This window comes from Shewanella sp. HL-SH4 (assembly GCF_051164845.1).
GTDB classification, from domain to species: Bacteria; Pseudomonadota; Gammaproteobacteria; order Enterobacterales; family Shewanellaceae; genus Shewanella; species Shewanella glacialimarina.
Map to the genome: position 1 here is coordinate 389,381 of NZ_CP195037.1, position 21,642 is coordinate 411,022.

General features: G+C 40.4%; 18 protein-coding genes. 8 read left to right on the forward strand and 10 right to left on the reverse strand.

What is annotated here, in order from left to right:
- Positions 1-85: 85 nt before the first annotated feature.
- Positions 86-577, reverse strand: a complete 492-nt coding sequence (locus tag ACRWQL_RS02635) for a low molecular weight protein-tyrosine-phosphatase (RefSeq protein ID WP_434952194.1) — start codon at positions 575-577, stop codon at positions 86-88.
- A 50-nt stretch (positions 578-627) separates the two neighbouring features.
- Positions 628-1,566, reverse strand: coding sequence for a DNA ligase (locus tag ACRWQL_RS02640; protein ID WP_434952196.1), 939 nt, complete (start codon positions 1,564-1,566; stop codon positions 628-630).
- A 127-nt stretch (positions 1,567-1,693) separates the two neighbouring features.
- Between ACRWQL_RS02640 and ACRWQL_RS02645 the strand changes: the two genes are divergently transcribed.
- Positions 1,694-2,065 (forward strand): diacylglycerol kinase, encoded by a 372-nt coding sequence (locus tag ACRWQL_RS02645; RefSeq protein WP_434925911.1) that lies wholly within the window; start codon positions 1,694-1,696, stop codon positions 2,063-2,065.
- Between the two features lie 69 nt (positions 2,066-2,134).
- Here the strand turns inward: ACRWQL_RS02645 and ACRWQL_RS02650 are convergent, their stop codons facing one another.
- A complete protein-coding gene (locus tag ACRWQL_RS02650) occupies positions 2,135-2,995 on the reverse strand; it encodes a LysR family transcriptional regulator (protein ID WP_434952198.1) in 861 nt (286 codons plus the stop codon).
- Positions 2,996-3,101: 106 nt separating this feature from the next.
- Here ACRWQL_RS02650 and ACRWQL_RS02655 point away from each other — a divergent pair, with 106 nt between their 5' ends.
- The 3 genes from ACRWQL_RS02655 to ACRWQL_RS02665 all read left to right on the forward strand — a co-directional run bounded on the left by ACRWQL_RS02655 (position 3,102) and on the right by ACRWQL_RS02665 (position 6,054).
- Positions 3,102-3,539, forward strand: coding sequence for a DUF413 domain-containing protein (locus ACRWQL_RS02655; protein ID WP_434925909.1), 438 nt, complete (start codon positions 3,102-3,104; stop codon positions 3,537-3,539).
- A gap of 456 nt (positions 3,540-3,995) precedes the next feature.
- The gene (locus tag ACRWQL_RS02660; protein ID WP_434952200.1) at positions 3,996-4,916 is read left to right on the forward strand and encodes a hypothetical protein; all 921 of its coding nucleotides are present in this window, start codon (positions 3,996-3,998) and stop codon (positions 4,914-4,916) included.
- 112 nt (positions 4,917-5,028) lie between these two features.
- Complete coding sequence (locus ACRWQL_RS02665) at positions 5,029-6,054, forward strand: GGDEF domain-containing protein (RefSeq protein ID WP_226410199.1); 1,026 nt, start codon at positions 5,029-5,031, stop codon at positions 6,052-6,054.
- A 12-nt stretch (positions 6,055-6,066) separates the two neighbouring features.
- On the opposite strand, the gene ACRWQL_RS02670 is transcribed toward ACRWQL_RS02665, so the two are convergent.
- The 3 genes from ACRWQL_RS02670 to pdsO all read right to left on the reverse strand — a co-directional run bounded on the left by ACRWQL_RS02670 (position 6,067) and on the right by pdsO (position 9,641).
- A complete protein-coding gene (locus tag ACRWQL_RS02670) occupies positions 6,067-6,693 on the reverse strand; it encodes a class GN sortase (RefSeq protein WP_434952201.1) in 627 nt (208 codons plus the stop codon).
- A gap of 4 nt (positions 6,694-6,697) precedes the next feature.
- Positions 6,698-8,833 carry a marine proteobacterial sortase target protein gene (locus ACRWQL_RS02675; protein WP_434952203.1) on the reverse strand — a complete coding sequence of 712 codons (2,136 nt, stop codon included), beginning with the start codon at positions 8,831-8,833 and terminating at the stop codon, positions 6,698-6,700.
- A gap of 67 nt (positions 8,834-8,900) precedes the next feature.
- On the reverse strand, positions 8,901-9,641 hold the full coding sequence (pdsO, locus tag ACRWQL_RS02680) for a sortase-associated OmpA-like protein PdsO (protein WP_434952205.1): 741 nt from the start codon (positions 9,639-9,641) through the stop codon (positions 8,901-8,903).
- A gap of 221 nt (positions 9,642-9,862) precedes the next feature.
- On the opposite strand from pdsO, the gene pdsR reads away from it, so the two are divergent.
- The 3 genes from pdsR (at position 9,863) to ACRWQL_RS02695 (ending at position 14,076) form a co-directional block, all read left to right on the forward strand.
- The gene (gene pdsR, locus ACRWQL_RS02685; protein WP_226410203.1) at positions 9,863-10,552 is read left to right on the forward strand and encodes a proteobacterial dedicated sortase system response regulator; all 690 of its coding nucleotides are present in this window, start codon (positions 9,863-9,865) and stop codon (positions 10,550-10,552) included.
- A 5-nt stretch (positions 10,553-10,557) separates the two neighbouring features.
- Positions 10,558-12,783, forward strand: coding sequence for a proteobacterial dedicated sortase system histidine kinase (gene pdsS, locus ACRWQL_RS02690; protein WP_434952207.1), 2,226 nt, complete (start codon positions 10,558-10,560; stop codon positions 12,781-12,783).
- A gap of 102 nt (positions 12,784-12,885) precedes the next feature.
- Entirely contained in the window at positions 12,886-14,076 is a 1,191-nt protein-coding gene (locus tag ACRWQL_RS02695) for a cystathionine beta-lyase (RefSeq protein WP_434953452.1), read from the forward strand.
- Positions 14,077-14,168: 92 nt separating this feature from the next.
- Here ACRWQL_RS02695 and ACRWQL_RS02700 read toward each other — a convergent pair whose 3' ends face one another.
- From ACRWQL_RS02700 to topA, 4 genes are all read right to left on the reverse strand, one after another.
- The gene (locus ACRWQL_RS02700) at positions 14,169-14,648 is read right to left on the reverse strand and encodes a CreA family protein (RefSeq protein ID WP_434952209.1); all 480 of its coding nucleotides are present in this window, start codon (positions 14,646-14,648) and stop codon (positions 14,169-14,171) included.
- Positions 14,648-16,045 (reverse strand): molecular chaperone, encoded by a 1,398-nt coding sequence (yegD, locus tag ACRWQL_RS02705; RefSeq protein ID WP_434952211.1) that lies wholly within the window; start codon positions 16,043-16,045, stop codon positions 14,648-14,650. Before yegD ends, ACRWQL_RS02700 begins: the two co-directional genes overlap by 1 nt.
- Before the next feature lie 337 nt (positions 16,046-16,382).
- Positions 16,383-17,096 (reverse strand): substrate-binding periplasmic protein, encoded by a 714-nt coding sequence (locus tag ACRWQL_RS02710; RefSeq protein ID WP_434952212.1) that lies wholly within the window; start codon positions 17,094-17,096, stop codon positions 16,383-16,385.
- A 151-nt stretch (positions 17,097-17,247) separates the two neighbouring features.
- Positions 17,248-19,893, reverse strand: coding sequence for a type I DNA topoisomerase (gene topA, locus ACRWQL_RS02715; protein ID WP_434952214.1), 2,646 nt, complete (start codon positions 19,891-19,893; stop codon positions 17,248-17,250).
- Positions 19,894-20,251: 358 nt separating this feature from the next.
- Here topA and astB point away from each other — a divergent pair, with 358 nt between their 5' ends.
- Positions 20,252-21,586, forward strand: a complete 1,335-nt coding sequence (gene astB / locus ACRWQL_RS02720) for an N-succinylarginine dihydrolase (RefSeq protein WP_434952216.1) — start codon at positions 20,252-20,254, stop codon at positions 21,584-21,586.
- The last annotated feature ends 56 nt before the right edge of the window (positions 21,587-21,642 follow it).

Below are 21,642 nucleotides of genomic sequence, written 5' to 3' on the forward strand. Positions count from 1 at the left end.
GCATGAATTTCATGCTTTTTTTATTAGCTAATCCAATAATTATCGATTGTATTAGCTAATAAAAACGTATGACCGACTGTGTTGTTTATTTTTTTGCAATGAGCTTAGCCAAAGCGCTCAAGCTATTTTCAAGTAAATCTATCACCTGCTCAAATCCATTGTCACCGCCATAATATGGATCAGGTACATCTTTGATATTTTTAAGGTCTTTGACACCTGTGTCACCAAACGCAAGTATCATTGATAATTTATGTTGATATTGCTTCGGACAGCGTGTCACAAGATCTTTCATATTAGCGGCATCAGCAGCAAGAATAAGGTCAAAATCAGCAAAGTCTTGCTCAGTAACCTGCCGTGCGCGAATACCACTAAAATCTATCCCACGAGCCTTACCGGCTTTCACACTGCGAGGATCAGGTGAGTTACCTTGGTGATAGGCTATCGTACCTGCTGAATCTATTTTTATATCTAGTTGACATTGCTTAGCTTTCTGTCTAAAAACAGCCTCTGCGGTTGGCGAGCGACATATATTACCCATGCAGACAAATAACACTGACTTTACTTCTGTGATCACCATTAGGTTACCTTTCCAATACTGATACTAATAATAATTAAAACCACAGAAACTTACGGTTCTTTAGGTTCATCATCCCTTACCCGCCAAAAGCTTGCAAACCTTGGCACCCCATTTTTAGTAAAGCCAATATGATGATAACTTATCAATGTGCCTATGGAAGGTGGTTTTTGACGTTGAAGGTCGCTAAAACCAGTACCAATATCAAACACAATTCCATTTGGCATTTTCACCGTTAATGCGCCCATCACGCCGGTATACTTGCCTTTGCCATCAGTATGCCCAATGACTATAGCGTCAGCATCACTTTTAAGTTTTAATTTTAATATGTTATCTGTACGACCTGTAACGTAAGTAGCTTGTTTTCGATGTAACATTAAACCTTCAGCCCCTTGAGCAACAACACGCTTTAAACGCTGATATAATTCATGTTCGGAAGATATAGTTTCCTGTTCTATTGCTTGTAAATATTCAGATTTAGCGGCAATGACTTGTAATTGCTGATATCGATGCTCAAAAGTTAATTCTGACAAAGGCAAATCAAATAACATCAACTTTACTTTATGCCAGGCAGCATCATCTGCTTCAGCCTGCCTCACCAGACCTGATATAGCTTCAAATTGTCCACGACCGATCCATAACTCGCCCTCCAATACGGTATTAGGAAAATCCTTAATAAACCAAGCGGGAGGGTTAATTAACCTGCCACTTTTAGTCAGTAGCTGTTTCCCATCCCAATACCCTCTTACACCATCTAATTTTTCACTAACAAGGTAATCCTCAATGTGGATAGCCCCCGTTAATGACTTAGCTAATTGTATTTGCGGTTTAGGTATTACTTCCTCAGCTTGGGCATCACTAGAAACAAAATGCATGATTAACACACTAATCAGAATCAGATAATAACCGAGTAAATTGTAGTTTGTGGAAGTGTGTTTTAGATTTACTTGCTGGTTATTGATAGCGTTTATACAAATCAAAAATTTATTCATGAGCAGTCCTTTGCATGACCAAACTGGTTACAAAAGTTAACCAACATTGAATACTTGATTAACAAATATAAAGAAGAATGGCATAATCAGTAAAGAATTTAGTGTAGTACATAAAACGTAGGCTTGAATGAAACCTAAAAATAATCATGGATTTAAACGCGTTATTAGAGCAACAGGCTTTTCCATACAGGGATTTAAAGCAGCATTTAGGGATGAGGCAGCATTTAGGCAAGAGCTTGCATTAGCAGCAATTCTGCTCCCTGTAGCATTGCTCATAGATGTCAGCACATTAGAACGCTTAATGCTAATATTAGGCGTTTTTTTAGTGCTAATTGTAGAGTTACTCAACTCAGCTATTGAAGCGGTAGTTGACCGTTTTGGCGGTGAAATGCATCCTTTAAGCGGTCAAGCCAAAGATATCGCTTCAGCAGCTGTTTTTCTCAGTTTACTATTTTGTGGGATATGCTGGGCCGTTATTATTGGCCCATTAATTTGGTAATCATTCCAGTCTTAAAAAAGGCAGGAAGCACAAGTTACATTGAATTTAACTTGCTTATTTCTGCCTTGGTTAAGTTGGCGCTACAGGCCCTTTAGCTTGTAACAGCTTTAGCGCCTTTTCAATTTGCTCTCTTCGTTCATTTCCAGTCCAAAAAGCACCATATACGCTGCGTTCAATCGTAGCGGCTTGCTCAACTAAAAATACTTGCTTTGATGCTAAATACGGCTCAATAAATGAGTACGGTAAAAATGCACTGCCGCCATTGTTAAGTAAAAAGTCGAGCGCCATTCTTGCCGAGCTGGTATGAAGAGCCGGAACCGGTAGCATTGTAAAAGTCTGTGCATGGGCAATATTAAACGCTGTCCCCCAATCTACTTTAATATAATTTATCGTGTCTATATTACTTAATGTCATCCCCGCTTGATGGCACACTAAACACAAACTCACATCCATTAACTTAACTATGTCTACCTCTTCTAATTTTGGGGTATCAAAACTAATCGCGATGTCGATACTTCGCTCAATCAGCTGTCGAGTCATAGCTTGAGGAGTAATCACTTCCGTGCGAAGTGATACTCCGGGTAATCCTTGATGTAAAGGCTGGAAGAAGTATTGTAAATAAGTATCCCAAATATTATGCCCTGTACCCAAGGTTAGTTGTAACAAGTTATCTTGGTGCAAACTAACATCTTGTTTCGCCCTTTCCCACGCCATTAGCACGGCTTCAGCATGGCCCAGCATTCTTTCTCCTGCTGGGGTTGGGTGAATATTATTGCGAACACGGTCGAATAACTCCACCCCAAGCAAGGTTTCTAATTGCTTAACCCTAAAACTGACCGCACTTCGAGTTAAAAAAAGATTTTCAGCCGCTTTACCGAAATGCCGTGTCTTTGAAACCTCAAGAAAGGTCTTTAATAAATCCGTGTCCATAAAAATTCTTCACCGAAATGGATAAAATATTTTGATTTAAAAAAATTTCAAGCTGGCCAATACTCCAATTGAAATCTTTATTCACTTAATCTTATAGGTAAATGCCATGTCACAGCAATCATATACACATGTAGCTGCCAGTATTGACACTATAGCCAATGGCACAGCTAGCTTTGTAAGCAACAAACGTTTCTACGATGATGTTAATTTCCCAAAAGGGTTTAAACGTTGTGGAGACTTTACCAACAAGGAAGCTGAATTACTTGAGCAACATGGTCAAGCACTGAAAAATTTATCTGAAGGTACACAACTGCCTTGTTCACCAGATGAAGACCAATTTGTTAAAGCGACCCAAGGGTTAATGCCACCGACGACACCAATCGAATTACTCTGGTCTAAATACACTAGATTAGCCAAAGGTAAGCCATTTTATGCTGTTGTTGGCACCATTCATAACCCAGGCCAATCTGCCAAAGTTGAAATTGAAATCGACTTCGATGAGGTAAGCGATGATGAAGAAGAAACATCAACTGCCGAAGACTAAATAGCGCCTAAAGGCTGAATATTTAAACTTATTAAAAATAAAGGAGCTTTAAGCTCCTTTATTTTTTGTCAAGCCAGCCAATTTTTAAATAATCAGTTTTTTTAAATACCTACAAATCATCCTAATTTTGATATTTAACTCTCGACTTGCAGTCGATAAAAACAGCATAAAACAGGCCGTAGTTTACATTTTTCATCCTCTACACAAGAAAAATTTGATTTAACGCAACTTTAATGAAACAAAGTTTTTACATTTGCTTACATGATGCTAATATCATGGGTGTGTTCTAGTGACAGCATTTCTGCCACACACACTTAGTCATACTACTCGTGAATCTTTAGTTACTTCATTTTCTTCTGTCGACGCGTATTTAGAAGAAACATCTAACGAGTAATCAATGCATATTGCCACCAATGAGCAATAACTATAAAAAGAATAAATGCGGAGTTTTTATTTATGTTCAAAACTTTGATGTCGTGTGCGGTGCTGTTTATAGTAACCCCAGTATTTGCCGATGATAATAACGTCATCACTCCAGAACAAGTTAATGTTTTGCCAGATTCATTCACTATAAATATTGGTGGATTATATGCAAATTCTGACTCGTACATGGTAGTAACTAACCCTCGTACAGGGGGCACATTTCCATTAGATTTTGAAAATGACTTAAACCTTAAAGAAAAACAGTTTTTACCTTTTATTGAATTAGCCTACACATTCAATCAAAGACATAATATTTATTTAGACTATAAATCTTTACACCGCACAGCCCAATCTCCTGAAATTGCAAAAGACTTTCAGTTCACATTGCCAGATTCAGATATTACCTATGATGTTGAAGCTGGTATCAGCTTAAAATCAACTTTAGACATTGATATTTTACGTCTAGGTTATGGTTATGACATTTGGCAGGGTGAGAACTATACAATAGGTGCTTCTGTCGGTTTACACACCATGTTTATTAAAACGGCTTTTGAAGGTGAAATAGGAATATGTGTTCCCAACACTCAGCTTGAGCAATATTGCGGTGAAACAATAACCACCCCTAGAGTTGTAGATAAAAGCTTAACAGCACCATTACCAAACTTTGGTGTTTATGGTGACTATGAATTCTCGCCTGGTTGGGTATTTAAAGCTTATGCACAGTACTTCTCGCTAAAATATAACGATATAGCAGGTTCATTGGTAGATGTTCGAGCGGTAGTAGAAGCTGAATTAAATGAAGATTGGTCATTAATTGCAGGCTTTAATTATTATGAAATTGATGTAGATTATAAGCAAACATTAACCGCCTTAGACCAAGACTTTTATATTGCCGACTACAAAATTAACTACAGCTTTACTGGACCAATGATTTCAGTACAGTACACCTTCTAAATCAAGAATTAAAAAATCAAAAGCATCATTAGATGCTTTTTTTTTGCGTTACACACCGCAATATTACTGCTATATTTTTATTATCATTATTATAGATAATTAGAGGGTTAAGATGTCGACCACGCTTTTACAGCTTGCTGCAGCTAACTTAAAAAAAGCCGTGCCTTTAATGCTTAAGTATCAAATTCCCACCACGCCAATTAATTATGCGTTATGGTATGCCTATGTTGGAGAGAAAAATCCACAGTTGAATGCCGAACTTGATAATGCAATTAAGCAAAATCAAACCTGCTCCCCTGTTACCAGTGAATTACTATTTCGTAAGCACGTAGCAGATCCCGTAGAGCTTGATGTACGTGATATGCGTAAAAACCTCGATGCCATGGTATGTGACTTATCGCAATCTTTAAAAGACACCAATTCAGATACTGAATCATTTCAAGCACAGATTAATAAAGACTTTACGCGTTTAGCCGATCTTGAAAACCAAGGTTTTTCATTAGAGCAAGTTATCGGTGTTGTGCGTAATATAGTCAAAGAATCTGAAAACATTCGCTCCAGTACGGTTAGTTTTACCCAGCAATTACAAAAAGCCCAATCGGAAATTGATACACTTAAAACACGTTTGGCTGAGTCAGAGAAAGATGTGCTGTATGATGCGTTAACTAATGTACTCAATCGTCGTGCTTTTAATGAAGATATCAATGCCCAAATTGAGTTGGCACCAGAAGGCTGTTGTCTTATTTTAATTGATATTGATCACTTCAAAAAATTTAACGACTCTTTTGGTCACCAACTAGGTGATCTTGTTTTGAAAACAGTGGCAAAGCGTGTACAAGAAGCTTGTCGTGACGGCATTAAGCTGTATCGATTTGGCGGTGAAGAGTTTGCTATTATCGTGCCTAAAAGCCAGCTAAGAGTCGCTCGTCATCTTGCTGAGGCCATTCGCCGTGCGATAGAAAAACTCAGTGTAAAAGACAGACGCAGTGAGAAAGTAATTGATTCTATCACCGCATCTTTTGGTGTATCAGAATGGAAACCCAAGCAAGATGTCGGTCAACTAATCGAAGCGACTGACAAATTGCTTTATGAAGCCAAGCGACTAGGTCGCAACCGTGTTATGCCAATATCTAACTAGTAATTAGCCAAATTAAATCAAGCTTAACGGACTTATTGATACAGCCTTTGCCTCTACAATGTAACGAAGGTCTGCATCACCGCCCAATTTATCAAATGGGTAGCAGGTTATTAAGGTTAACCGGCTGTCATCTGTCATGGCCATTTCATCAACTTGGGTTTCGTGTACCACTCGTAAATCGGTCACCTGATAACGAGTGTACTGACCCTGGGCATCTTGCAACTCGATAGTATCTCCCAATACTAAATGCTTTAGCTTCAGAAAATGGCTATCTCGATGCCCTGCAATAATGGTATTTCCCTGCTCACCTACATTAGCCCCACCTAAATATAAACCAGGGCCAAATGCCAATGTTCTGCCTGATATTCCCGCCAAAACATAGATATCTTGTTTATCTAGTTTGTGCTGCCGGTCAATGAAACGTATTTTTGCTACCGGATGAGTATCAGCCCAAGACCAAGGTTTATGCGGCTTGTTATCAATCAAGGTTTGTACGAATGCACGCTCAATCAAATACTGAGCAAAATGAGCTTTAGCTTGCATGTAGCCTCCCTTTATAATCATTGCTGACGCTATAATTAGCAGAGTAAAAAAAATTATCCATCGCAAGTTAATTGTTCTTGTTAATCTAACTAACATAATGTTATTCCGCACTATTTAGAATGAGCCTTTGCGCAGGCAGTAAGCCTTTTAGCCATAGACCATAAAGTAAGGTTAATGCTAGTAAGCTCATTCCAATAAGCAACCATAAACGACTCGCTGTCGCAGTTTGTGGTAACACACCTTGCTGACTCGCACTTGCTTGCCACCCAGCAGGTAATAACGTCGATAATTGACGCTCAGACTTGTCAGAGTGATATGGATTAACCGGAGTAACATCAACCGCCAATAAACTGGTTTGGCTACTGACTAAATGATATTGCATAGCCAACGCTTCAACTTGCTTGGCCACTTTTTGACGATTCGCATGACTTTGGCTTAGCTCTAATGCGGTTATTTGTGTATTAGCCCACAGTAAATCAATTCCCACGGCTGCACGGCCCTGATTGAAATCCAGTTGTTGTTGCCAATATTGGCCATTAATATGGCCTGAAATAATCACTGGCTGTAATTGTTCAGCAGGCATTTTAAAACTGACTGTAACGGGATCGCTCTGATAAACATCATCAATCTGTGCGGGCCAATAATCCGGTACGCTACCATCAAGGTTATATAATTCAACATCGGTTAATATCGGCTGATTTATTTTGGTCAAAAGCTGGGATATTTTCTGCTCTACCTCCTCTAACTTACCTATATAAGTAAAAGTCCCTCGTCCGACTCTGGCAGCCCTTGTCATAAAGTGAGAATTAGGCGCCGAGCCAATCCCGACCGTAAACAGTCTTGAATCTTGTAACTGATAGCTAATTTGTTCAAATAACTGTGCCTCATTTGATACCGCACCATCCGTCATAAATATGACCTGTCTCAGGCCTCCTGTTTTAGCGTTAATGCTGGAGGTCAATGCCCTATCTAATGCTGGTGCCATTTCGGTCCCGCCATCAGCATTTAAGGAACCAATAAATCGCTTTGCTTGTTCTAAATACAAACTATTCACTGGTTTTGCATCACTGAATAATGCACTGACATCAGAATTAAATTCGATAATATTGAAACTGTCGGTTGGTTTAAGTCCTGTTAAGGCAATATTCAACGCCTGCTTAGCTTGAATGATTGACTCCCCCGCCATTGAACCAGAGGTATCGATAACAAGGATTAATTCTCGGCTAATTTGCTGCTGAGCTTTTAAAGTCAATGTGGGTGGAAATAACATAGCCATCGCATAAATATCTTTTGGCTGGTCAAGATTGACGTCAGCATTAGCTTTATCTTGATAGGTTTTACCCGTTTGAAAAAAAACCGTGGCAGCCACTTCATCACCAACACTTGTTTGCCATTGTAGGACAAAGTCACGGTCTAACGGCACTTTGCCCTGCAAGCTTACATTGGTTTTTCGTCCATTTTGATTTTGTTGTATATCGTGATAAGGACTATTTAATTCGGTAATATCAAAACCACCATCTATATCGATATCTATCGATACCTTATGGCTTGCTGATGCATTTTGTCCCTCAGTATTACGCTGCACATTTAGAGGTTCAAGCATGGGCGATATTAGCTCTTTAGTTTCAGAAAATGTACTGCGTTGAAAATCCGGTCGATAACGCGGCGCAACCACTAACGGAAAGCGCAGACTAAACAAACCATCCTGATAACTGATTGTTTGCAGATAAGTAATTTCAACGGTTACTTGCTGTAACGGACCAATATTCGCCAATTGAGTGGTAAACACATTGGTGCGTTGCTGACTGACTAAACTCGCCTGCTTGCCTTGTTTTTTAGCCTGCTCAAATTGTTGTTTAGCCTGTTGCTTTGGTTTGATAACACCTTCAATTATCCGGTCGCCAATCAGTAAACTCATCCCATCAACCGCTGAATTTTCAGGTAAAGGAAATACATACTTAGCATGAATCCAGCTGTCTTCAACATTATTAAATATCTGCTTCACCGTCACCCTATTCACTAATCCTGATACTGTCATTTCAACTTGAGTATCTAGGGCAAACATCTGTTTATGCTGACTATTAATCTGGTAGCTAATCAGACCTTGAGTGATTTCATCAGCCTCAATTGTGATAGTTCGATTCGAGTATGTATCTTGTGATGCTAGGCTCAAATAGGGAAAGCTGAAATAACATACACTGACTAAATACAACCAAAAGGGCAATTTTACAAACATAACATCTCCTTCGCGGCATGGTATTCATGCCGCTAACTAAGTCCATAAAGTGGAACAAACGGTTAAATTAATTGGCGGCTAATTGCGCACTTTCTGGAATAAGCGTTAATGTTACTCGGCGATCGAAAAAATCATTTTCAACATTCTGATCTGGATGCATTGGCGCGCTGGCACCATAGGCCTGACCTTGTAAACGTGACTTATCAATTCCTTGCGCCACAATGTAGTTGGTCACTTCAATTAAGCGCTGCTCTGATAACGCCTGATTAAAATCATCATTCCCACGACGATCGGCAAAGCCCATTAAATCAACATTCAGCTCAGGCATTGATGCCATCATGTAAGCCACATTATCTAACTGTTGCTTAAACAAAGGTTCAATGAGGCTTGAACCGGTTTTAAATTGCACATTCATTCCCACACCTAATTCAGCTAAGGTTTGCTTTTGATGCGCTTTAAGTCGAGCGAGCTCTGATTTCACCTCTTCTAAGGACTGTTGTTGTTGGTTCATTTGTGCAATTTTTTGGCTAGTCTCATTAATTTCATATTGCTGCTGCGATAATAAAGATTGTTGTGCTTCAATCTCAGAATCATCACCGACTGACTTACCAATTAATGAGCCTGTTAATGCGCCAATAAAAGCACCAATAGGTCCACCAACCACGGCACCCAATATAATGCCTGAGCTTAAGCCAACAAGTTCTTCAGTATTTTCACGTTCTGGTATTGTGTTGCTTTGAGCGCCATAGCTTATGTTACTAAACAGTACTGATGAGATAACGGCGATAGCGACTAGTTGCTTTTTCATAATGACATTCCTGTTTTTAATATTGATAAATGAGTTGTTCGACATGAGTCCTCGACTCGATGAAACTATTAAACAACACAGAAATGACTATTTATGGGTTTAAAAATGGCAATCTTATGTTCAATTGTGGCAACAAAATGGCAATTGATTTGGAAGCCTTTAACCCGTTATAAATTGCTGTATAGTCACAACAATAAACAGATTATGGAATTAGCTGATTAATGAAACGCATCGCGATTGTTGAAGATGAAGCCGCTATCCGCGACAACTACAAAGAAGTGCTACAGCAACAAGGCTACAGTGTACAAGCCTACCCTAACCGTCCAACGGCTATGTTAGCCTTCAATGCTCGCCTGCCCGATTTAGCCATCATTGATATTGGCCTTGAAGGTGAAATTGATGGCGGCTTTACTCTATGCCAATCCTTACGCGCCATGTCGAGTAGCTTGCCGATTATCTTTCTTACCGCACGAAGTGGCGATTTTGATACTGTTTGTGGTCTAAGGTTAGGCGCTGATGACTATCTAACCAAGGATGTCAGTTTCCCGCATTTATTGGCGCGTATTGCCGCATTATTTCGCCGTTCAGAATTAATCGGTTCAAGCCCGATTGAAGATAATCTAATGACACGCAATCACTTGCAAATTGACGGCAATCGCATACAGGTCACTTGGAAGTTACAGCCGATTGAATTGACCGTTACCGAGTTTTGGATGGTACACGCCATGGCTAAACACCCAGGACATGTCCGCAGCCGTCAGGATTTAATGCAAGAAGCGAAAATTTATGTCGATGACAGCACCATTACGTCCCATGTAAAGCGGATCAGAAAGAAGTTTTTAGCCATAGACAGTGAATTTGACTGTATCGATACTGTATATGGTATGGGTTATCGCTGGGACAGCTTGTAAGGAAGATGTTCAATATGTATTTGCCATTAGGCCTAAGGGCTAAAGTGATTATACTGTCACTATTTTTACTCTGCCTACCTTGGCTTGGGTATGAATATGTATGGGAAATGGAAAAGTACTTGCGCCATGGACAAGAGAAAACCTTAGAAGGTACCACTCAAGCGTTGGCAACCGCACTGCATGAACGCCCTAAACTGTTTGATAATCAAGCCAGCTTTTTAACCCAAGTCCAAAAGGGCCGCGACTTGTATGCTTATCCATTATCGGGCCCAATTCAACTTGACGGAAAGTTAGAAGACTGGCAATTGTACAGTCACCGTAAGTTATATTATGGAAAAGAACACATTGTTTATCAAAAAAATGCACAACAAGACATATACCTTAACTTTACCCATATGGTGGGTAAATATGCTGGTTATCTTTATGGCTTTTTTGAGGTTAATGACTCCCAAGTTATTTATCGCAGTAAAAATAGCTTAAGGGTCGACAGGAACGATCACTTAGTGATGGCTACGCTTGCGCCCGATAATTTATTTAGGCGCTATGTCATTGCCAATACCAAGGATGGCTGGTTAAGCGCTTATCAGTTACCTCAAGATCCAACACAATCAATGCCCGTCATCCCTGAGAATCGTATTCAAGGCCAATGGCAGAAAACCCCTAATGGATACAATATTGAGTTCCGTATTCCGTTAGACATGATTGGCAGTAAACTCGGATTCGCTATTCATAATGTGGATGACAATGAGACGCGCAATTTAATTAATATTGTCGGCACTTCAGCCACCAACTCGGTAGCAGAATTAGGCACAGTTCTGGTGCCTTCGCCTGAAATAGAAAGTATTGTTAAAGGTATGGGCCACAACAGCTCACGCATTTGGGTGGTCGATAATCATGGCAGAGTGTTAGCGCGTTCAGGTGATATTCGCACATCAAGTAATACCTGGGATGCTGATTTAGATGACGCCCAAACTCAAAGCTCCTGGGCACACTTCCATAAACAATACTTATTACCCTTATATTATAAAATTCTCACTAGACCGCCACAGGACTTTATCGATTCATTACAGGACTCAACTGAATTAAGTGGTAGCCATATTGAAAATGCCCTAGTAGGTAAACAGGCTTCAACCTGGCGATTAACCCCAGACAGTAAAGCGGTCGTATTAGCGGCTGCGAGCCCTATTTGGATTGATGACAAGGTGATGGGGGCTGTTATAGCCGAAGAAACTACTCACGGTATCCGTAGCTTGCGTAATCGGGCACTGGAAAAGCTATTTAACGTTATTCTTACGATTATGAGCATGGGCACACTGGCACTATTCATTTTTGCATCGAGCATCTCTAGCCGTATTCGCCGCTTACGTGACCAAGCTGAATTAGCCATAGACAGCCAGGGACGTGTCAGAAATCAAATCACTCCGTCAAGAAATCGAGATGAAATAGGTGATTTATCACGAAGCTTTGCCAATATTGTCGGCAGACTCGGTCAATATACTCACTATTTAGAAAACATGTCATCGCGGCTATCACATGAACTTCGTACCCCTGTTGCAGTTGTTCGAAGCTCTTTAGAGCACCTCAGCAATCAAAACCTAGATCAAGCAAGTAAAAAATATGTCAATAGAGCGCAGGACGGTGTCAATCGATTACATCTGATTTTAAATAACTTAACTGAGGCAACTAATCTCGAAGCCAGCTTATCACATGCTGAACGCAGCACATTTCCCTTAAAAAAGGTTATCGGTGGCTGTATGCAAGGTTATCAGATGACCTACCCAGAGCAGCGTTTTAACGTATTTATTGAAGATAAAGTTATGATGTGTAATGGCGTTCCAGAATACATTGCCCAATTAATGGATAAACTCATTAGTAATGCCATTGAATTTAGCCAGCCAGATAGTGCTATTAGTGTCAGCTTAAATCAATATCATAAACAGGCGATTCTAAAAATAACTAATATCGGACCAAAATTACCTGAAAACATGAGCGAGCAGATTTTTGAATCTATGGTGTCAATAAGGCCACAAATTCCCACCAACAAACCCCATCTTGGTTTAGGCTTGTATATCGCAAGATTAGTAACTGATTTTCACCATGGCACCATTAAAGCGAGCAATGTCAGCTGTGTAATAGAAGATGACATTAACAAAACGACACTTCAAGCGGATGAGATACATCAAAGTGGCGTTGAGTTTTGTTTAACATTACCCATAGTGGAAACGACATAAGCCATTTTGCCTATGTAGCCGATATTATCTATCTCTCGCCCCTTTCATTTAGCCGTATAGATGTTAGGATGGCTAAATAGGTTTTTAGTGGATGAATTAATAATGAATAAACACGGTAAACAAGCAACCCAAATAGTCAGCTTAGGTCGAGATAAAAAATACACTAAAGGCATTATTAATCCGCCGGTATTTAGAGCATCTACAGTGGTGTTTGACACCATGGACGACATGCGTTTTGCTATTAAAAATAAGACCAATGGCGAGTTATTCTATGGCCGTCGTGGTACGCCAACCCATTTTGCCTTTCAAGAAGCGATTGCAGAACTTGAAGGCGGCTTTGGCACGGCGTTATATCCATCCGGTGCAGGGGCTATTAGTGCGGCACTATTATCATTTTTAAAAAGCGGTGACCACCTACTGATGGTCGACACCGCCTATGAACCCACGCGTGATTTATGCGACAAAATGCTTGCCGGATTTGGCATAGAAACGAGCTATTATGATCCTATGATTGGTGAAGGCATACGTGATCTCATTCGCCCAAATACTAAGGTACTCTTCCTTGAGTCTCCAGGGTCGATCACCATGGAAGTACAAGATGTGCCGACGCTGAGTCGCATCGCCCATGAACATAATGTGATAGTGATGCTTGATAACACCTGGGCTTCACCGATTAACTCTAGACCATTCGAAATGGGTGTAGATATCTCTATTCAAGCGGCGACTAAATACATTGTCGGTCATTCAGATGTCATGATGGGTACCGCAACGGCAAACGAGGTTCACTGGCCACAATTACGTGAAAACAGCTATTTAATGGGACAAACGACTTCGCCAGATGATGTATTTTTAGCGGCCAGAGGGTTACGTACCCTAGGAGTCCGTATGGCCCAGCACCATAAAAATGGACTTGAAGTCGCCAATTGGTTAGCAAAGCGTCCCGAGGTTGACCATGTCAGACATCCTGCTTTTGAAACATGCCCAGGTCATGAATTCTTTAAGCGTGACTTTACCAGCGCGAATGGCTTATTTTCATTTGTTTTAAAAGATGGCGATCTTAGAAGCATTACAGCCTTTGTCGAAAACATGCAGCATTTTAAAATGGGCTTTTCGTGGGGCGGCTTTGAAAGCTTAATTTTGGGTGTTTTCGGTATTGATAAGATAAGATCTGCAACCCAATGGGATAGCAGTAAGCCACTTATTCGTTTACATATCGGCTTGGAGGACACAGAGGATTTAATTGCCGATCTTGAACGTGCTTTTGAGCGTTACAATCAGGCTATCGCTAAGTAACCACTGCTCGAGATAATAAACGCTTATAAAATAGGCCGCACAAATATTGATATTGGTGCGGCCTATTTTGTCATTCTACATAAGTGTGGACACTAATTTTGACCATCAACCTTCAATGCATTCCATGCCTGCGTTCCATAAAGCGGCACAGTTGATAAAGCATGCTTATGGCTGCCGTTAGTTTCTTTAGTTGAATAAGATAAATACAATAAAGTTTGATTTTCTTTATCCAAAATACGTCTCACTTTTAAGCTTTTAAATAAAATACTTAACGACTCTTTAAAGACCACTTCACCGCCTTTACTGGTATCTATGTCTGCTAAATCATTTGCTGAAATAGGTCCAGTTTGACGACAACTAATGCTCATATCTGAAGGGTCGGCAAAATCTAAATCTGCTTTAATGCGACTAATATGACAAGTCACTCCTGGTATTTTAGGGTCATGTTTTGCATCAATAATCACATCTTTAGTGGTAAATAATCCTAAACTGACCTTACCGACATCGTCACTACAGCTCATCATTAATCCACTGAGTGCGACTAAAGCGACTAATTTCACGTTAATATTCATTAAGCTTCCTTAAAATATTGTTGCGCCATACGAGTTAACCCTGCGGTAACCGAACCAAAGTGATCACCCACCACCACTTGCGCTTGAGGATACACTTTAGCAATTTGTTTGTATATTGCAGGGCTTCTTGCCGTACCGCCAGTAATATAAACAATATCAGGGCTTTCTAACGCCTTACCCTGATCATCAAGACTATTCATAGCCTGGCGCATTAATTGACTGACTTTATCCAGTGACGGCGCAATGGCTTGCTCAAATAGCTCGACACTGACGTCGATAGTTAACTGTTTTTCCACAAATGACAGTGCAGCTTTATGGACGGGTGAATCAGTTAACGCCACTTTAGCGATCTCCGCTTGGCGCACAACCTGAAAACTCATCTGATTTTTTTGAATGGTCAATAAACGCTGCAGTAATTCAGGTTGCTCGGCACCATTGATCAAGGTTTCGATTAATCTCTTGCTGGATAAATGATAGAAATCACGCTGGGCGCTAATATCATTCACGGCAACGGCATTCCAAAATAAATTTGAAGGTATAGGCTTACCATCTAACATAGCACTGCCACTGCCAAAACTTGGCATAAAGCCTTGCATAGCAAGTGCGATATCAAGGTCATTACCGCCGATACGCTGTCCGCTGTGCCCCAAACAGTCTCGATCTCGCAGCGTGTTACTCATTAATTCAGGGCCCATTTTTACTAACGAGCAATCTGTAGTACCACCACCAACGTCGACAACTAATACATTTGCAGGTTTGTTAAGGGTTGATTCAAAATCCATTCCAGCGGCAAGTGGCTCAAATAGAAAACCCACCGAGGTAAAACCGGCTCTTTTAGCCGCTAAGGTTAAAATGGCCTCAGCTTGTTGATTACTTTGTTCGCCGCCAATACCTTGAAAGTTAACTGGGCGGCCAATCATGGCATGGGTAGCCGTATTTAAGCCTTTAGCAGTTAACTGTTGATCTATACGTTGTTTAACGTGTTGCATCATCAAGGTAACAATATCTTCAAACAAAGCCACTTGTTCAGCTCTCAGTCCTGTCGCCCCCAGAAAAGACTTGGGTGAACGGACATAAAAACCTTCCTCAGGCATTTCAAGATAAGCATTAATAGCGGCCTGACCGACAAACACTGTAGGTTCATCAATCAATAAATCGAGTTCATGTCGAATTATTTTCGCCCGCATTAATTGTGAACTGCGTAAATGAGAAAATTCAGCTTTCAAGGCTTCAGGCAAACCATTATAAACCGCCTCAGCTATCAGCTCACGATCCATGGCATAGAGCGTAGAGGGTAAATAATTAGAATTTTCACTAAGGGGTATTAACTCTATTTTCTCATTGATCCAAGCACCAATTGAACAATTAGCACTGCCATAATCGAAACCCACTATCATGAATAAACTCGCTTAAAAAAATCAAACGAACAAACTACCACATTCACACCGAAAATGGATATTTTTTAGTTTGAAGATAGATTGAGTGGTGGATTTTAAAACATTAACAGGATCTAAATATAACGAGGAAGGAAGACTGGCGTAAGTCGATAACATTGTATCTATCTAGGTAGGCAAATATCGCTCTTGGCATTTGTGCTGGTAACCAAGGTGAGTTAAGCGCCAACTAAATAGCCATAAACAAAATATTCCACTGCAAACAAGAATAATACTGTTTACCAAAAAGTTAAGTTGCGGGATAACATGACTTAACCGCTGAACAATCAATTGATGATAATTAGTTTGGCTGAGGAAGCAGTAATTGATATTGCTCTTTACATGCTTGATTAATATAGACGCCAACTTGAGCCTCTAAAATGGGCGTGTTAGAGAATTGAAAGTCTTGGCTATTTATTTCAGGGTGCTTAAATAAGTAATCAGGGAATTGGTTTGAAAAAACTAAGTCCACGCGTTTATATTTAAGCATTTTAAACCCCTGTTCAACCGATTCAATAGGCACCATATTAAGGCCGGCATGAATAAATTGCCGATGAAAATCCCCTTCTCGTTTGTAACGCATAATGGCTAAACTTTTTCCTTTCAGTTCAGATAAGTCATCCCAAGAAAATGGCGTACTCTCCTTCAGACGAAATAAACCTAACACAACTTTCTGTTGGCTCAACGGCACAAAATAAGCTTGTTGAGACTCTGGAGGCGGAAAAAAGCTCAAACACCAATGGCCAGATTGAACTTGCAACTGCGCTCTGGCCGGAGGTAAAAATATTGGTTTTACCTTAAAATCGTAAAAGCCAGAAATAAGTTGGCTTAATAATGAAAAATTAATGCCATAATCGTCGGCATCCATGGTGGTGAAAGGTGGATAATCAACCGCAATAACCTCATATTCAGCGATGTTTTGGACAATGTTAACTTCATCATTAACAACCGTGTTTTGAGCCATTACTTGTAAGCTGACAAACAACACCAAAGAACCTAGTATACTTTGTAACATCACTTAAACCTTACTGATAAACGCCGAACAACCAGCATAGCTTAGTTGAATATAGCCATTTTTACATAGCTAGCGCATCAATTCATAAATACTTAACAAACAAAAACGCCATCATAATGATGGCGTTTGTAAACTAAACAATATTAAACAACTACTTTTTAGCTTTTTTCTTAGGTGACTTTGTCGATTCACTCACCCACTTTCCGCCAATAAACTTAGCAGACCAACCGGTTGCTTTACCGTCAACGTCGGTAGCAACATATTGCTCTTTCGTTTTACGGCTAAATCTGACAGAGGCTTTGTTGCCGTCATCATCTTCAACAGGGGCATCGGCTAAAAAGGCGTACTTGTCCCATAATAACTCACGATATTGCACCAGCTCTTCAACAAGCGGCGCGCGGGTTTCACGGGATTTAGGGAAGGTACTTGCCGCTAAAAATATTCCAGCCGCGCCATCACGTAACACAAAGTGCGCATCAGACTTAGTACATTTAAGTTCCGGTAAGAAGATAGGATCTTCTTTTGGAGGCGCAGCTTCACCACTTCTTAACAGTTTGCGAGTGTTTTTACATTCAGTATTAGTACAACCAAAGTATTTTCCGAAACGGCCATTTTTAAGTTCCATATCATGACTGCAACGATCACATTCAATCAAAGGACCTTCATAGCCTTTTATTTTAAACTGACCTTTTTCAATCTCGTAACCATCACAACTTGGGTTATTACCACAAACATGCAGTTTACGTGATTCGTCAATTAAATAGCTGTCCATTGCGGTGCCGCACTTACCACAACGGTGCTTGGCACGAAGCGCATCGGTTTCAGCATCTTCATTATCACTAATGGCTTCATCGCCAGGTGTTAAGTTGACCGTTGTCTTACAACGCTCTTTGGGCGGTAAAGCATAGCCACTACAACCTAAGAATACGCCTGTAGACCCAGTGCGAATACCCATTTTACGTTGGCAGGTTGGACACTCAATATCAGTCAAAACCGGATCATTTAAGCGCATACCGCCTTCATCCGGATCCATTTCTGCCATCAATAATTGCTTGGTAAAATCACCATAGAAACCATCAAGCACTTTTTTCCAATCTAGCTTGCCCTGAGCAACATCATCAAGGGTTTGTTCCATACTGGCGGTAAAGTCATAGCTCATTAAATCTTTAAAGCTTTCAACTAAACGTTCACTGACAATTTCGCCCATTTTTTCTGCGAAGAAACGGCGATTATCTACTCGCACATAACCGCGGTCTTGAATAGTTGAAATAATGGTCGCGTAAGTTGAAGGTCGACCAATACCACGCTTCTCTAACTCTTTGACTAATGATGCTTCACCGTAACGAGCAGGTGGTTTAGTAAAGTGTTGTTTGGGTAAAAGTTGATCAAGCGTCAGTACATCACCCACTTCCACTATAGGCAATGTGCTAGTGTCTTCATTTTTCTTACTCATTGGCGGTTGCACACGAGTCCAGCCGTCAAAGCGTAATGTACGACCACTGGCTTTTAATTCGTAATCACCGGCAACCACAGTCAAACGTGTTGCATCATATTGAGCAGGAGTCATTTGACACGCCACAAATTGACGCCAAATTAATTCATAAAGACGTTGAGCATCACGCTCCATATCCGTCATCGACGCAGATTGGACATCCACATTTGAAGGACGAATAGCTTCATGCGCCTCTTGGGCACCTTCTTTGCTACCATAACGTATAGGATCTGCAGGTAAATACTTGGGACCAAACTCTTTACCAATCATCTCGCGAACATTTTCTACCGCTTCTTGGCTCAGGTTGGTTGAATCGGTACGCATATAAGTAATATGCCCCGCTTCATACAAACGCTGCGCCATCATCATGGTTTTTTTCACGCCATAACCCAAACGCGTGCTTGCCGCTTGTTGCAATGTAGAGGTGATATAAGGTGCTGAAGGTTTGCTTGATGTCGCTTTGTCTTCGCGATTAGAAACCTTGTAAGAAGCTCCTTTTAACGCATCAACGGCAACTTTGGCTTGAGCTTCATTAATGGGTTCAAATGCTGCGGATTGAAATTTCAACACCTGCATTTTCAATTGTTCAGCTTTGCTGGTATTTAAGTCAGCATGGATGTCCCAAAACTCTTCAGGTACAAACGCTTTAATCTCACTTTCTCGCTCAACCACTAATCTCACGGCAACAGATTGCACTCGACCAGCAGATAATCCACGTGCGACTTTTTTCCACAACAATGGCGATACCATAAAACCCACAACACGGTCGAGGAAACGACGTGCTTGTTGGGCATTAACCATATTAGTGTCTAATGTAGATGGCTTACTAAAAGCATCTTGAATTGCAGACTGAGTGATTTCATTAAATACCACTCGTTGATACCGTGAAGCATCACCACCGATAATTTCCTGTAAATGCCAGGCGATAGCTTCCCCTTCACGGTCCAAATCGGTTGCGAGATAGATTTGGTCAGCGGACTCTGCAAGTGCTTTTAATTCTTTTACTACCTTTTCTTTACCCGGTAATACGGCATATTTCGCTGCCCAGCCTTTTTCAGGGTTAATTCCCATCCGGCCAACAAGTGCTTGTTTATCTCTAGCCTGCTTATATATAGCTTTGGCTTCAGGTGACATCTTACGGACTTCTGCAGCAGTTTTAGCTGGAGGAGTGCCATCAGACGTGGACGAAGTCGGTAAATCACGTATGTGACCTACACTCGACTTAACGATGAAATCTTTACCAAGATACTTATTAATTGTCTTGGCTTTAGCCGGCGATTCGACAATAACTAACGATTTACCCATAGTTTGATTTGCGCCAAATAGTCTCAGAAAATAACAAAATTGATTCCATATATAGAGTGTTGCGACAAGACTTTCAAGTAAATCTGCTTTTTATGTGCGTTTATGAGCAATTTTCCAGCCAAAAATAAAAAAAATGAAAAATAATATGCGTTTTTTAAAACTAATTTCTCAATAAAACACTTTTGAGAGCAACTTGAGTGCATTTTTAGTCAAAAAAGCCTAATTGAACAAAAACCAAACAGCTTGTTAACCCGCTTAGCTTGCGTATACTTGCGGTAATTTAGTTATTTCTTACATGCAAATTTAATGTTATTTCCATGTCGAAATCTTAATAACAATAATCAATGAAGGATTAGCCATGAAGCAATTTGAAGCAAATTTTGATGGATTAGTGGGACCAACTCATAACTACGCCGGTTTATCATTTGGTAATGTGGCATCATATTCTAATGCCGCACAAGCCTCTAATCCTAAAGCTGCAGCCAAACAAGGGCTATTAAAAGCTAAAGCTCTTGCAGATTTAGGCATGGTGCAAGGTGTGTTAGCTCCTCAAGAGCGCCCAGACCTTTATACACTGCGTAGAATTGGTTTTAGCGGAACTGATTCAGAAGTAATACAAAAAGCTGCTGAGCAAGCTCCTGCTTTGCTGAACGCTTGCTGCAGCGCCTCAAGTATGTGGACGGCCAATGCGGCAACGGTCTCACCTTCCGCCGATACCCGTGATGGTAAAGTGCACTTTACCCCGGCTAACCTGGTGGATAAATTACACAGAAGTATTGAACCACTAACCACAGGAAGCATATTAAAGGCGACATTTAATAACGATCGTCACTTCAAACATCATCTGCACTTGCCAGAACATGCTAACTTTGGTGATGAAGGTGCGGCTAATCACACTCGTTTATGCAGTGATTACGGTAAAGCGGGTGTGGAGCTATTCGTCTATGGCCAAAGTGCAACCAATCCCAATGCACCAAAACCAAATAAGTATCCTGCACGTCAAACATTAGAAGCATCACAAGCTGTTGCGCGTTTGCACCAACTTGAAGATGAAAGTTGTGTTTTCATCCAACAAAATCCAGATGTGATTGATCAAGGTGTATTTCACAACGATGTGATTTCAGTAGGCAACCAGAATGTGCTGTTTTACCATGAACAGGCATTTTTAAATACTGAGGCAAAATTTGCTGAAATTCGTCAAAAAATGAATTCAGAAGTACACTTTATTAAAGTGTCTACCGATCAAGTCTCTATTGATGATGCGGTTAAAAGCTACTTATTTAACACTCAAATTATCACCTTACCTAATGGTGAAATGGCGATTATTGCGCCGACTAACTGCCAAGAAAACCCTGCTGTATTCGCGTATTTAAATCAACTTGTTACCTTGGGTACTCCAATTACACAGGTCAAATACTTTGATGTAAAACAAAGTATGCAAAACGGCGGTGGACCGGCATGTCTTCGTCTTCGCGTGGCGATGAATGAGCTAGAGATTGAAGCGGTTAATCAACACACAATCATGAATGACACCTTGTTTACACGTTTAAACACTTGGGTTGATAAACATTACCGCGATAGCCTAACCGTTGCAGATTTAGCAGACCCACAATTGATCATTGAATCTCGCACTTCATTAGATGAATTAACCCAAATATTGAAACTGGGTAGTGTGTATCAGTTCCAGAAGTAATTTTTCTACTCGCTTTATCAAAATGGCCATCCTAATTAGCGATGGCCATTTTTTAT

What these genes read in the sequence shown, in the direction of transcription:
- ACRWQL_RS02635 (WP_434952194.1), bottom strand. Translation starts at nt 577, where the DNA reads ATGGTGATCACAGAAGTAAAGTCAGTGTTATTTGTCTGCATGGGTAAT.
- ACRWQL_RS02640 (WP_434952196.1), bottom strand. Translation starts at nt 1,566, where the DNA reads ATGAATAAATTTTTGATTTGTATAAACGCTATCAATAACCAGCAAGTA.
- ACRWQL_RS02645 (WP_434925911.1), top strand. Translation starts at nt 1,694, where the DNA reads ATGAAACCTAAAAATAATCATGGATTTAAACGCGTTATTAGAGCAACA.
- ACRWQL_RS02650 (WP_434952198.1), bottom strand. Translation starts at nt 2,995, where the DNA reads ATGGACACGGATTTATTAAAGACCTTTCTTGAGGTTTCAAAGACACGG.
- ACRWQL_RS02655 (WP_434925909.1), top strand. Translation starts at nt 3,102, where the DNA reads ATGTCACAGCAATCATATACACATGTAGCTGCCAGTATTGACACTATA.
- ACRWQL_RS02660 (WP_434952200.1), top strand. Translation starts at nt 3,996, where the DNA reads ATGTTCAAAACTTTGATGTCGTGTGCGGTGCTGTTTATAGTAACCCCA.
- ACRWQL_RS02665 (WP_226410199.1), top strand. Translation starts at nt 5,029, where the DNA reads ATGTCGACCACGCTTTTACAGCTTGCTGCAGCTAACTTAAAAAAAGCC.
- ACRWQL_RS02670 (WP_434952201.1), bottom strand. Translation starts at nt 6,693, where the DNA reads ATGTTAGTTAGATTAACAAGAACAATTAACTTGCGATGGATAATTTTT.
- ACRWQL_RS02675 (WP_434952203.1), bottom strand. Translation starts at nt 8,833, where the DNA reads ATGTTTGTAAAATTGCCCTTTTGGTTGTATTTAGTCAGTGTATGTTAT.
- pdsO (WP_434952205.1), bottom strand. Translation starts at nt 9,641, where the DNA reads ATGAAAAAGCAACTAGTCGCTATCGCCGTTATCTCATCAGTACTGTTT.
- pdsR (WP_226410203.1), top strand. Translation starts at nt 9,863, where the DNA reads ATGAAACGCATCGCGATTGTTGAAGATGAAGCCGCTATCCGCGACAAC.
- pdsS (WP_434952207.1), top strand. Translation starts at nt 10,558, where the DNA reads ATGTTCAATATGTATTTGCCATTAGGCCTAAGGGCTAAAGTGATTATA.
- ACRWQL_RS02695 (WP_434953452.1), top strand. Translation starts at nt 12,886, where the DNA reads ATGAATAAACACGGTAAACAAGCAACCCAAATAGTCAGCTTAGGTCGA.
- ACRWQL_RS02700 (WP_434952209.1), bottom strand. Translation starts at nt 14,648, where the DNA reads ATGAATATTAACGTGAAATTAGTCGCTTTAGTCGCACTCAGTGGATTA.
- yegD (WP_434952211.1), bottom strand. Translation starts at nt 16,045, where the DNA reads ATGATAGTGGGTTTCGATTATGGCAGTGCTAATTGTTCAATTGGTGCT.
- ACRWQL_RS02710 (WP_434952212.1), bottom strand. Translation starts at nt 17,096, where the DNA reads ATGTTACAAAGTATACTAGGTTCTTTGGTGTTGTTTGTCAGCTTACAA.
- topA (WP_434952214.1), bottom strand. Translation starts at nt 19,893, where the DNA reads ATGGGTAAATCGTTAGTTATTGTCGAATCGCCGGCTAAAGCCAAGACA.
- astB (WP_434952216.1), top strand. Translation starts at nt 20,252, where the DNA reads ATGAAGCAATTTGAAGCAAATTTTGATGGATTAGTGGGACCAACTCAT.